The sequence below is a fragment of the Actinomadura geliboluensis genome, from assembly GCF_005889745.1.
Classification (GTDB): Bacteria; Actinomycetota; Actinomycetes; order Streptosporangiales; family Streptosporangiaceae; genus Spirillospora; species Spirillospora geliboluensis.
In genome coordinates, this window is record NZ_VCKZ01000289.1 from 1 (window position 1) to 11,905 (window position 11,905).

Below are 11,905 nucleotides of genomic sequence, written 5' to 3' on the forward strand. Positions count from 1 at the left end.
CGCCGCCCGTTCGTCCGCGGCTACCACCAGTACGGCGCCGGTGCTCCGCTGACCGATGTGACGCTGCTGGACCCGAGCGTGGCGGACGCGTCCGGCGCCATGGTCACCACGCTGACGGACAACAACCGGTTCTTCCGGGCGCTGATCGGCGGGCGGCTGGTCCCGGCGCCGCTGCTCGCCCAGATGCAGCGGACCGTCCCGACCGGGTGGGACGGTCCGTACGAGGGCTCCCGGTACGGGCTCGGCCTGTTCTGGTACCCGCTGCGCTGCGACCGCGCGGGCTACTGGGCGCACGGCGGCGACATGCTCGGCTACAAGATCCGCGAGGGCGTCCGCGCGGACGGCGGCCGGGCCGTCACCGTCGCGATGGCGACCCAGCTCGCCGGGGAGCCCGCCGAACGGCAGGGGATGGCCGCCAGGGCGACGATCGAGAACGTGCTCTGCTGACCCTGCCCTGCCCCCGTCACTGCGACGAGGGGGTGATGGTGACCGTCGTGAAGCCGAGGGCCTTGAGCATGTTCTCCAGCATCGCCTTCGTGTTCGCGTAGGCGCGTTCCTTCAGGCCGCTCTGCGCGGCTGCCGACTGGATCTTCTGGGCCGCCAGCACGTAGAGCTGCTGCTGGTCGTTCGGGTTGCTGCTGAAGAAGTCGCCGAGACGGTCGAACAGGCCGCGTTCGGTGGCGTGGACGTAGCTGTGCTTCGTGTCCAGGTTCGTCTTCTCCAGCTGGGCGGGCGGCAGCGTGAGGGTGGCGGTCGTCCGGTCGGCGTTCACCTTGACGGCGCCCGAGCCCAGCTTCGAGAAGTCCACGTAGGCGTCGACGGAGCCGTTCCCGACGAACAGGGTGCGCTTGCCGCGCAGCCCATCCGGCAGGAACCTGGCGTCCTTCTCCAGGTCGACGATGACCTGGAAGTTGCCGCTCGCCGCCTCGTAGCGGTGCAGGTCGCGGATCGACTGCAGCAGGACGGGCCCGCTGCGGTCCTTCGTCTCCTCCGCGAACGGGTTCAGCCAGCCGGGGAGGCCGCGCAGGGCCTGCTGGGCCAGCAGCACGACCGCGACGGTCACGACGATGAGCAGCGCGGGGGCGAGGAGCCCGCGCCGGGGCAGAACGGAGAAGGACCTGCGGGGCGCGTCGTTCTTCGGTTCCGAGCGAGCCATGTACCGGACGTTCCCACCTGGATCGTCCCGTACCTGGCGAGATGGTTAGGTCGGTGTGAGCGGCGAGGTCGCGCAGGTCGCCGGGCGCGGCGGCCCGCCCCTCAGTTTCCGCGCGCTCCGCTGGGCCCTCCGCTGTGTTGCAGGCGCCCTCCGCCGCCGTGCCCCGCGTGCCCGGCGTGCCCGGCGGTGCCCGCGCGTCCCGGGATCTTGCGCTTCGGGACGACGGCGCTCGAATCGGCCGCGGCACGGCCCGGCCGCGGCACGTGCTGGACGGTGCGGGTGTCGGTCACCCGGAAGTTGGCCGGGCCGAGCGCGCAGGACCGGTAGGCGGCGAAGTGGAGGCGCAGCCAGGCGCGGCGTCGGGCCTCGCTCCAGGACGCGAACCGGCGCGCGGCACGGGCGTCGGGGATGGCGGGGGAGTCGTCGCCGAGGAGCCAGGCGTCGACCATCGAGCGGTAGCCGTTCGGCGGGCCCGCGCAGGTGCGGGCGTCCTTGAGGCTGTCGCTGATCTGCCGGACGGCCCGCGCCGCGTACCCGGGCGACAGCCGCTCGTCGAGGTGGACGGTGGCGACGCCGTCCACGACCGCGATCGGCGCCCACGCGGGACGCTGCTCGACCGTGGTGAACGCGCCGGGCGTCCCGTTCAGCCGCGCGGCGAGCGGGGTGGCCGCCGCCATCAGCCGGGGCAGCGCGTCCCGCAGCGCGGGGTGGACGCACACGGTCAGCGGCCACTCGCGGCACACCGGCTCGGCCGACACGGGCGCGGCCGTCCCGCCGCCGGAGCGGTGCAGGCCGAGCGTGGCGGTGCCCGTCGCGGCCAGCGCCATGAGCAGCGGCAGGACGATCAGGAACCGGCGCGTCGCCCACAGCACGTAGCCGAGGATCAGCGCGGTGGTCAGCCCCACCGCCCAGGTGACCTGGTCGGCGAGCACCCCGGGGCGCAGCGTGGTGAACAGGGCCAGGTTGTCGAACGCGGCCGGGGGAAGCAGGCTCCACCACGACATGCCGGAGACGCGGGCCGCCGCCCACACCGACGTGACGGCGACGACCAGGGCCGCCGTGGCGCGATGCGGGACGACGCGTCCCGTCAGGTAGCCCGCGACGACGTGCAGCACGAGCGAGCCCGCTCCCGAGAGCACGCCCAGCGGGTTGGGGTTCCCCGACCCCGCCTGGGCGAGGGTGATGAGGGTGACCACCAGCGTCACCGCGACGTAGGAGGCCAGCGCGGCGGCGGACAGCAGGAGCAGATCGAACAGCACCCCCGTGGCGGGCGAACGCGCGGTGAGGTCGCGCAGGTAGTCGAGCGGGCGCTCGCGGACCGCCGCCCACGCCGCCAGCGCGGCGGCGACGGGCCCGAGGAAGCGGACGGCGTTGACCAGCGCGACGACCGTGTTGTCCCAGTACGCGGCGGACGGCCGGAGCGCCGGAAGCGCCGCCGCCGTCCCGACCAGGGTGAGGACCGGCACCGCGACCAGCAGTGCCGTGCGACGGGCGTCCAGCCGGAGCACCCGCCCGAGGTCAGACACCGGTGGCGCTCCCACCCGCCGGGGACGGGGCGGGCGGCCGCCGCACCCGCAGCCCGGTGAACTGCGGCAGCGGGAGCCGCGGCAGCGGCGGCCGGCCGGGCCGGCGCGTCGGCGGGCCCGGGCGCGCGCCGCGCGGGGCGGGCCGGGTGTCGCGGCGCCGACTCATCGCGCCGACCGCCGGGCGCGGCGGCCGGTCGGCGCCCTGCCGCCCGGGGGCGCCCGCGTCGCGCGGGTCGGCGGCGTCCCGCGGGTCGGCCGGGCCGCCCGCCCGCCGGTCGGCGGCGGTTCGGCCGCGCCGCGCGCCGGCCGAGTGCGTGGGCTGCTCGGTCAGCCGGCCGCGGGCCAGCGTGAAGAGGCGGTCGCACCAGCCGGTGAGCGTGTCGGTGGCGTCGGCGGTGACCACCACCGCCGGGGCCAGCGAGCGCAGCACCGGGATCAGCTCGGCCATCGCGGCGGTCAGCACGGACCGGCCGGGGCCGTCGGCGCCGGTGGGCCACGGCTCGGCGGCGGCGCACAGCGCGCCGAACGGGTCGTCCAGCAGCACGAGCGGGGGCTCGTGCACGCACGCGGCGGCGAGCCCGGCGCGCAGCCGGACGTCCGGCGGCAGCAGCGCCAGCTCCGTCCCGGCGGCGTCGGCGAGGTCGAGCCGCTTCAGCATGGAGCGCGCGGCGGACGCGCTCGTGCGCTTGTAGTACGCCGCGTAGGCGACGAACTCGCCGGCCGTCATGTTCTCGGCGCGGGAGAACCGGGTCGGCAGGTAGCCGATCCCGGCCCGCGCGGCCCGCAGTCCGGCGGCGTTCGATATGTCATGTCCCAGAATGCGCAGCAGGCCGGCATTCGGCCTGCGCAACGTCGCGAACGTGGCCAGCAGAGTGGATTTACCGGCACCAGGTGGACCGGCCAGGCCGACCACGCCTTCGGACACGCCGAAGGTCACCGGGCGCAGGAGCCACCGCCCCCCGCGGCGGACACCCATTCCTCGGGCCACGATCACGGAATGCTCCGCGATCACAAGTGTTTCCCCCCGTAGCTCGCCATGCGGTCGCGGCGCCGGCACGGGCGCTCCGGTGGCCACGGGTCCCCCAACCCGCCACGCGGTGCCCGCCGAGACCGGCTCCGCCGTCCGGCGGGTCCGGCCGCTTTTGCCGAGCCGCGATGCATCGACATCGTGACTATAACCGGGCTTGGTGATGGCTGTCAGCAATCTTTTTGCCTTTACGGCAGCACGCCTGGATTCTTTGCCTACCGCGCCGAAGTGGCGAATTCCAGAAAGGTGGACAATTGCCGATTTACCCCGTCGGGTGCGCCGGACGGGGCGTCCGGGGCCGGTGCCGCGGGGAGGCGGCCCGCTCCGCTCAGGGCGTACGGGCGCACAGCCGGGTGCGCTCATGGGGCAGGATGGACCCATGCCTTCTCGGGACTTTTCGTTGCACGGGGCCATCGACCTGGGGGCGCGCCAGGCGGCCGCAAGGAAGCAGCAGGAACGCCGCGCCCAGGGCGGCGGCGCGCCGGCGGACCCGGGCGGGGCCGCCGGGCAGTACGTCGTGGACGTCACCGACCAGACGTTCAACACCGAGGTCGTGGAGCGGTCGCAGTCCGTCCCCGTCCTCGTCGACTTCTGGGCCGAATGGTGCGGCCCCTGCAAGCAGCTCGGGCCGATCCTGGAGAAGCTCGCCGCCGAGGCGGCCGGCGCGTGGGTGCTCGCGAAGGTCGACATCGACGCCAACCCGCAGCTCGCCGCCTACATGCAGCAGATGGGCGTGCGCGGCATCCCGTTCGTCGCGGCCGTCGTCGCCGGGCAGCTCCTGCCGTTCCTGAACGGCGCCGCGCCCGAGCCGCAGGTGCGCCAGGCCATCGACCAGCTCTTCGACGCGCTGCGCAAGGAGGGCATCCTGCCGGACGCCCCCGAGGGCGAGCAGCAGCCCGGCGCCGACGCGGGCGAGGCCCCGGCCGGCGACCCGGTGTACGCCGAGGCCGAGGACGCCCTGCAGCGCGGCGACCTGCCCACCGCCAAGGCCGCGTTCGAGCGGATCCTCGCCGACGACCCCAGGGACGGCCAGGCCAAGCAGGGCCTCGCCCTGGTCGAGCTGAGCCTGCGGGTCGGCTCGCTGGACGCCGACCGCGTCCTCCAGGAGGCCGCGGAGAAGCCCGGCGACGTCCAGGCGCAGATCAGCGCGTCCGACGTGGAGATGATGACCGGGCGCATCGACGCGGCGTTCGACCGGCTGATCGCCGCGGTGCGCGGCAGCGCGGGCGACGACCGCGACGCGGTGCGCAAGCACCTGCTGTCGCTGTTCGACCTGCTCCCCCCGGAGGACCCGCGCATCGGCAAGGCCCGCCGCGGTCTGCAGTCGGCCCTGTTCTAAGGCGCGTTCTAAAGCGCCCTGTACGGGTTCTGAAGCGCTGCGTCACGAGGCGTGCTCCTGTGGGCCGCCCGTTCTGGCCGTCATGCGCGGCCGGCGCCGATCGGTGCTGGTCGGGAGGGGAACGAGCCGGGGCGATCGGGACACCGCGTCGTGATGTTGCGCGTATGCTCGATGCGTCGACCGTGCCCGGACGGCCCGCGTGCACCACTCCCACGGGCCGCCCCCGCCGATCCGCGCCCCCTCGGGCATGCCGTCCCGGGCGATCGGGCGGCGCGCGCGGGACGAGAACAACCCAGAGCAGCTAGGGAGCAGTCGTCGTGGCGAGCGTGCCGAGCGTGTCGTACTCCATCACCGTCCGGCTGGAGGTCCCGGCCGGCGGCCGGGCCGTCAGCCAGATCACCCACGTGGTCGAGAACGCCGGCGGCATCGTCACGGCCCTCGACGTCAACACCGCCGGCCACGAGACGCTGCGCATCGACGTGACGATCGCCACCCGCGACACCCAGCACGCCGAGGCGATCGCCGGGGCGCTGGAGGGCATCGAGTCCGTCAAGATCCACAAGGTCAGCGACCGGACCTTCCTGATGCACCTCGGCGGCAAGATAGAGATGCAGTCGAAGGTGCCGCTGCGCAACCGCGACGAGCTGTCGATGGCCTACACGCCGGGCGTCGCGCGGGTGTCCCTCGCCATCGCCCGCAACCCCGAGGACGTCCGCCGGCTGACCATAAAGCGCAACAGCGTCGCCGTCGTCACCGACGGGTCGGCGGTGCTCGGCCTCGGCAACATCGGCCCGGAGGCCGCGCTGCCGGTCATGGAGGGCAAGGCGGCGCTGTTCAAGCGGTTCGCCGGGATCGACGCGTGGCCGATCTGCCTCGACACGCAGGACACCGACGAGATCGTCCGGACCGTCCAGATCCTCGCGCCCGCGTTCGGCGGCATCAACCTGGAGGACATCTCCGCCCCGCGCTGCTTCGAGGTCGAGGCCCGGCTGCGCGAGCTGCTCGACATCCCCGTCTTCCACGACGACCAGCACGGCACGGCGATCTGCGTGCTGGCCGCGCTGACGAACGCGCTGCGCGTCGTCGGCAAGGAGATCGGCTCGGTGCGCATCACGATGGCGGGCGCGGGCGCCGCCGGCACCGCGATCCTGAAGCTGCTGATGCACGCGGGGGCCCGCGACCTCATCGTGTGCGACTACCGCGGCGCCGTCCACAAGGGCCGCGACGACCTGGACGACTCGCTCCGCTGGATCGCCGAGCACACCAACGCGGCCGGCTATGCGGGCGACCTGCGCGGCGCCGTCAAGGACGCCGACGTGTTCATCGGCGTCTCCGCGCCCGGCATCCTGACCGGCGACGACATCGCGACGATGAACGACGGCGCGATCGTGTTCGCGCTCGCCAACCCCGAGCCCGAGGTGTCCCCGGACGAGGCGCGCGAGCACGCCGCCGTCGTCGCGACCGGCCGCAGCGACTACCCGAACCAGATCAACAACGTGCTGGCGTTTCCCGGCGTCTTCCGCGGCCTGCTGGACGCCCAGGCCGACGGCGTCACGCTCGACATGCTGGCCGCCGCGGCCGCGGCGCTCGCCGAGGTCGTCACGCCGGAGGAGATCGGCCCGAACTACATCGTGCCGAGCGTCTTCCACCCGGACGTGGCCACCCGCGTCGCGGGCGCCGTCCGGGAGGCGGCGGGCGGCCGTCCCCGCACCGAGGCGTAGCGGCCGGGCGCCGGGGCCCGGCGGCGGGCCCGCGGGTCAGATGTCCTTCTTGCCGGCGAAGATCCGCTCGCGGCGGCGGGGCCAGATGCCGCCGTACCAGAAGATGATCGCGCCGGTGAGGATGATGCCGACGCCGGTCGCGGCCCGCGCCCACAGCACGGTGTCGGGGCCGGTGTGCGGCAGGTTGCTCGGCGGGGTCTCGGTCGGCGCGCCGCCCGCCTTCGTGCAGTTCGCCCGCACCGCCCTGGTCTCGATGCGCTTGTTGGCCCAGGTGACGGTGAGGTCGGTGCGGCGGTCCTCGCGCAGCTTCACGGAGATCGTCCGGGTGTTGCCCGGCGGGATCTGGCCGGGGACCGCGGCGCCGCCGTCGTCGCGCTCGACGGAGAAGTCCTCGGTCCGCGTCCCGGAGTTGCGGACCTTGACGTGCACGGTCCGCGCCGGGCAGGAGACCGCGCCGATGTCGGCGGTCACCGGCCGGGCGGGCGCCTTCGCCGTCCCGGACGTGCTGGGCTTCGGCGAGGCCGACGAGGAGGCCGGCGAGGAGGCGGACGGGCTGGGGCTCGCGGATGCGCTGGACGCCGCGGGCGACGCGGAGCCGTCCGACTTGAACACCGCCTGGATCGTGATCAGCGCTCCGAGGACGGCGAACACTGCCGCGATGATGACCCTGGGCAACTGCATGTCGCTGTCCTCCCGGCGCGCACCAAGCGGATGGCCGATGATCCTAGATCATTCTTAACCCAGGACCTTGTGGTGCCGATATCCCCATCGATAGGAATGCGTAACAGGCTAACGAGCGGGGAGGCGTGCCGCCGGAGGTCCGGGCAACGCATGATGGAACCCATGGAAGACGGCATCAGGGTGGGGCTCCTGCTGGTGGCGACGCCTCAGCTGGAGGATCCGAACTTCAGGCGGAGCGTCGTCCTGCTGGTCGAGCACGACATCGGCGGAGGTACGCTCGGCGTTGTCCTCAACCGGCCGACCGAGGTTCCCCTGGACCGCGTCCTCCCGCCGTGGGCCGGGCTCGCCACCGGCCCCGCCGTGGTGTTCCAGGGCGGTCCCGTCGCGCTGGAGCATCCGCTCGCCCTCGCCCGCCTTCCCGGTGAGGACGAGCCGCTCGGCTGGCGGGCGCTCGACGGCGGCGCCGAGGTCGCGCGGGTCGGGGTGGTCGATCTGGAGGCCCCGCCCGGGCTGCTGGCGGCGGAGCTGCTGCAGCTGCGGGTGTTCGCCGGCTACGCGGGGTGGTCGGCGGGGCAGCTGCGCGGGGAGGTCGAGGAGGGCTCCTGGTACCTGGTGCCGGCGGAGGCGGGGGACGTGTTCGCGGACCGTCCCGAGCGGCTCTGGCAGGACGTTCTCCGCAGGCAGGGCGGCGATCTCGCGTTCGTCTCCACTTTTCCCGACGACCCCACACTGAACTAAGGTGAACGACGTGAGTACGAAGATCCTTCCCGAGAGCGACACCCAGCAGGACGTCCGGCCGGACCTCTCGCACGGTGACGGCGACCACGAGCGGTTCGCCCACTACGTGAAGAAGCAGAAGATCACCGAGAGCGCCGTGACCGGCACGCCGGTGATCGCGCTGTGCGGCAAGGTCTGGGTGCCGAACCGGGATCCGAAGAAGTACCCCGTCTGCCCGGAGTGCAAGGAGATCTACGAATCGATGCAGCCGGGCGGCGAGGGCGGCAAGGGCGGCAAGGGCGAGTGACCCGCCGCTGAGACGCGGCGGCGGCGCACCGCCCATGCCGGGCTGCGCGCTTTCCGGGTCCCGCGGCGGGGGATGCCGCGGGGCCCGACGCATGTGACATACGGGTTTCGACCTACGGGGGATGAATGCGGCGGATGGCCGGGGTTTCGCTATGCGCACTGTCGATTACGGTGTGCACCGTTCCGGGTGCGGTGGGTGAGCGGGGACGGGTGCGGGCCGCACCGGCCGCCGCCCGCGGCGACGGTGCGGTGCACGGCCATCGTGGTTCGGTGCACGGCCATGGCGGTTCGGTGCACGGCCATGGCGGGGCGGCGCACGGTGGTGACGGGTGCGTCCATCCCTCGAACGCCCGGAAGGCGCGTCCCGGCGACCGGGCCGCCCTCGGCCGCGACCAGGCGGTGGCCATGCTCACCGACCTGCGGCAGGCGCTCCTCGACCGGTTCGGGACGTCCGACGAGCGGCGCCTCGACGCGTCCCGGCGCATGGCGAAGGGGATCGTCGTCCCGGTGCGGTTCCACGTCGTCCACAGCGGGCCGTACGGGCGGCTCTCGAAGAGCGCGGTCCAGCGGCAGGTCGCCACGCTGAACGCCGCGTACGGCGGGAAGACGGGCGGCGCCGACACGGGGGTGCGGTTCCGCCTGGCCGGCTACGACCTGGTGGACAGCGCCGCCTGGTTCCAGGAGCCCGACCGGTACGAGCGCTCGATGAAGACGCGCCTGCACAAGGGCGGGCGCGGCACCCTCAACGTCTACACGGCGGCCGTCGGGTCGGACGTCCTCGGCTTCTCCACGTTCCCGCAGTGGTACCGGCGCGCCCCGCGCATGGACGGCGTCGTCATCGACTACCGCAGCATTCCCGGCGGGTCGTACCGGGGCTTCGACCGCGGGTACACGGCCGTCCACGAGATCGGGCACTGGCTCGGCCTGCTGCACACCTTCGAGGGCGGCTGCGTCCCGCCGGGCGACGGGGTGGCCGACACCCCGTACGAGGCGGAGCCGGCGAACGGCTGCCCGTCCTACCGCGACACGTGTCCGCAGCCCGGTCAGGATCCGGTCCACAATTTCATGGACTACGCCCAGGACGCCTGCATGCGCGCCTTCACCGCAGGTCAGGGCCGCCGTATCCGGGCGTCGTGGGCGGCGTACCGGGCCGGGCGGCAGGGCCGCCACCGTGTGGATCTCGGCACACGTGCGGCGGGCGCGGCACGATCTGTCGGTGGTCCTCGGTAGCCTTCAGAGACCGTGAGCACCTTCGCCGCATCGAGCATGCCCCCCGCGTTCCCCGAACGGGCCGCCTGGGGGACGGCGTCGTCCCTGCGCGCCTGGCAGCAGCAGGCGCTGGAGGCCTACTTCGGCACGGACGGCTCCCAGCCCGGCCCGCGCGACTTCCTCACCGTCGCGACGCCCGGCGCCGGTAAGACGACGTTCGCGCTCCGGCTCGCCCGCGAGCTGATGGAGCGCCGGATCGTGCAGTCGATCACGGTGGTGTGCCCGACCGAGCACCTCAAGCGGCAGTGGGCGGAGTCCGCGGCCCGCGTCGGCATCAAGATCGACCCGGAGTGGCAGAACAGCGACGGCCCCATCGGCAAGGACTTCGACGGCGTCGCCGTCACCTACGCCACGGTCGCGGCCCGGCCCGCGCTGCACCGCAACCGCACCGAGTCGCGCAAGTACCTCGTCATCTTCGACGAGGTGCACCACGCGGGCGACGGCCTGTCCTGGGGCGACGCGGTGCGGGAGGCGTTCGAGCCCGCGACGCGGCGGCTGGCGCTGTCCGGCACGCCGTTCCGCACCGACATCAACCCGATCCCGTTCGTCCAGTACGAGGAGGGGCCGGACGGCATCCGGCGCAGCCAGGCCGACTACACATACGGCTACGGCCCCGCCCTCGCCGACGGCGTCGTCCGCCCGGTGATCTTCCTGGCGTACGCGGGGGAGATGCGGTGGCGCACCCGCGCCGGCGACGAGATCACCGCGACCCTCGGCGAGCCCCTCACCCAGGACCAGATGGCCCAGGCGTGGCGCGCGGCGCTCGACCCGAAGGGCGACTGGATCAAGCAGGTGCTGGCCGCCGCCGACCGGCGGCTCACCGAGCTGCGCCGCGTCATCCCCGACGCGGGCGGGCTGGTGATCGCCACCGACCACGAGACCGCGCGCGCCTACGCCGGGATGCTGAAGGCGGTCACCGGGCAGAGCGCCACGATCGTGCTGTCGGACGACCCGACCGCGTCCAAGAAGATCAAGAAGTTCGCCGGTACCGAGGACCGCTGGATGGTCGCGGTCCGGATGGTGTCCGAGGGCGTCGACATCCCGCGCCTGTGCGTCGGGGTCTACGCGACGTCGACGAGCACGCCGCTGTTCTTCGCGCAGGCGATCGGGCGCTTCGTCCGCGCCCGCAAGCGCGGCGAGACGGCGTCGGTGTTCCTGCCGTCGGTACCGACGCTGATGGGCCACGCCTCCGAGATGGAGGAGGAGCGCGACCACGTCCTCGACCGGCCCGTCCGCGAGGACGGCCTCGACGACGACCTGATCGCCGAGGCCAACCGCCAGCAGGACAGTCCGGACGTCGGTGAGGAGTTGCCGTTCGAGACGGTCGAGGCGTCCGCGACGTTCGACCGTGTCCTCTACGACGGCGGCGAGTTCGGGATGCACGCCCAGCCCGGCTCCGCCGAAGAGGAGGAGTACCTCGGCATCCCCGGCCTGCTGGAGCCCGACCAGGTGTCGGCGCTGCTGCGCAAGCGGCAGGCCGAGCAGCTCGCCGGCGAGCGGCGCCGCAAGACCGGCGACCCGCGCGCCGACCGCACCGCCGCCGAGGACATCGCGGCCCTCCGCCGCGAACTGAACGGCCTCGTCAACGCCTGGAACCACCGCACCGGCCAGCCGCAGGGCGTCATCCACAACGAGCTGCGCCGGGCCTGCGGCGGCCCGCCCGTCCCGCAGGCCAGCGCCGCCGAGATCCGCGACCGCATCGCCAAGATCCGCGACTGGGCGGCCAAGCGCCGCCACTGACGCCCGGCGCCCGCCTGCTCAGCCGCTCCCGGCGCGGCGCGGCCGCTGGAAGATCAGCCTGAACACCCCCTGCCGGTCGGGCCCGATGACGCCGGCGCACTGCCAGCCCGCCCGTCCGGCCTTGTCGAGCGTCTCCTGCAAGGCGTGCGCGTGCACGCCGCCGACCGGGTTCAGCTTCACGACGCTGACGCGGTACTCCCACTGCGCCGCCGCGCCCGCCGGCTCGTCCTGACCGTCCATCCCCGCATTCTCCCGGCGGGGACGGCACGGTCACCCCCGGGCGGTCTTCGCGGGCTGGAAGAGCTCGATCAGATTGCCGGCCGGGTCGGTGAGCAGGATCTGCCGGCCGCCGGGGCCGCTGACCACGTCGCCGCGGAACGCGAGGCCGGCGTCGCGCAGCCGCGCGATCTCCTTGTCCAGGTC

Annotated in this window: 12 protein-coding genes; 7 read left to right on the top strand and 5 right to left on the bottom strand. The window is 73.7% G+C overall.

Features of this window, described 5'->3' with window-relative positions; genetic code table 11:
• A partial coding sequence (locus ETD96_RS31010) for a serine hydrolase (RefSeq protein WP_138640039.1) occupies window positions 1-447 on the top strand: 447 nt, incomplete at its 5' end.
• Window positions 448-463: 16 nt separating this feature from the next.
• Here ETD96_RS31010 and ETD96_RS31015 read toward each other — a convergent pair.
• From ETD96_RS31015 to ETD96_RS31025, 3 genes are all read right to left on the bottom strand, one after another.
• On the bottom strand, window positions 464-1,156 hold the full coding sequence (locus tag ETD96_RS31015; protein WP_138640040.1) for a DUF4230 domain-containing protein: 693 nt from the start codon (window positions 1,154-1,156) through the stop codon (window positions 464-466).
• Between the two features lie 101 nt (window positions 1,157-1,257).
• Window positions 1,258-2,682, bottom strand: a complete 1,425-nt coding sequence (locus ETD96_RS31020; protein ID WP_205719532.1) for a hypothetical protein — start codon at window positions 2,680-2,682, stop codon at window positions 1,258-1,260.
• Window positions 2,675-3,619, bottom strand: a complete 945-nt coding sequence (locus tag ETD96_RS31025) for an ATP-binding cassette domain-containing protein (RefSeq protein WP_240808353.1) — start codon at window positions 3,617-3,619, stop codon at window positions 2,675-2,677. Before ETD96_RS31025 ends, ETD96_RS31020 begins: the two co-directional genes overlap by 8 nt.
• A gap of 490 nt (window positions 3,620-4,109) precedes the next feature.
• On the opposite strand from ETD96_RS31025, the gene ETD96_RS31030 reads away from it, so the two are divergent.
• The gene (locus tag ETD96_RS31030; RefSeq protein ID WP_138640042.1) at window positions 4,110-5,048 is read left to right on the top strand and encodes a tetratricopeptide repeat protein; all 939 of its coding nucleotides are present in this window, start codon (window positions 4,110-4,112) and stop codon (window positions 5,046-5,048) included.
• A gap of 317 nt (window positions 5,049-5,365) precedes the next feature.
• Window positions 5,366-6,769 carry an NAD-dependent malic enzyme gene (locus ETD96_RS31035; protein WP_138640043.1) on the top strand — a complete coding sequence of 468 codons (1,404 nt, stop codon included), beginning with the start codon at window positions 5,366-5,368 and terminating at the stop codon, window positions 6,767-6,769.
• Between the two features lie 36 nt (window positions 6,770-6,805).
• On the opposite strand, the gene ETD96_RS31040 is transcribed toward ETD96_RS31035, so the two are convergent.
• Entirely contained in the window at window positions 6,806-7,450 is a 645-nt protein-coding gene (locus ETD96_RS31040) for a hypothetical protein (RefSeq protein WP_138640044.1), read from the bottom strand.
• Between the two features lie 162 nt (window positions 7,451-7,612).
• Between ETD96_RS31040 and ETD96_RS31045 the strand changes: the two genes are divergently transcribed.
• The 4 genes from ETD96_RS31045 (at window position 7,613) to ETD96_RS31060 (ending at window position 11,482) form a co-directional block, all read left to right on the top strand.
• Window positions 7,613-8,188 (top strand): YqgE/AlgH family protein, encoded by a 576-nt coding sequence (locus ETD96_RS31045; protein WP_138640045.1) that lies wholly within the window; start codon window positions 7,613-7,615, stop codon window positions 8,186-8,188.
• A gap of 10 nt (window positions 8,189-8,198) precedes the next feature.
• Window positions 8,199-8,474: a DUF3039 domain-containing protein gene (locus tag ETD96_RS31050; protein ID WP_171069310.1), complete on the top strand. Its 276-nt coding sequence runs from the start codon at window positions 8,199-8,201 to the stop codon at window positions 8,472-8,474.
• 191 nt (window positions 8,475-8,665) lie between these two features.
• Window positions 8,666-9,703 (top strand): zinc metalloprotease, encoded by a 1,038-nt coding sequence (locus ETD96_RS31055; protein WP_240808354.1) that lies wholly within the window; start codon window positions 8,666-8,668, stop codon window positions 9,701-9,703.
• A 36-nt stretch (window positions 9,704-9,739) separates the two neighbouring features.
• The gene (locus ETD96_RS31060; protein ID WP_138640049.1) at window positions 9,740-11,482 is read left to right on the top strand and encodes a DEAD/DEAH box helicase; all 1,743 of its coding nucleotides are present in this window, start codon (window positions 9,740-9,742) and stop codon (window positions 11,480-11,482) included.
• A gap of 18 nt (window positions 11,483-11,500) precedes the next feature.
• Here the strand turns inward: ETD96_RS31060 and ETD96_RS31065 are convergent, their stop codons facing one another.
• Window positions 11,501-11,722 carry a hypothetical protein gene (locus ETD96_RS31065; RefSeq protein WP_138640048.1) on the bottom strand — a complete coding sequence of 74 codons (222 nt, stop codon included), beginning with the start codon at window positions 11,720-11,722 and terminating at the stop codon, window positions 11,501-11,503.
• Between the last annotated feature and the right edge of the window lie 183 nt (window positions 11,723-11,905).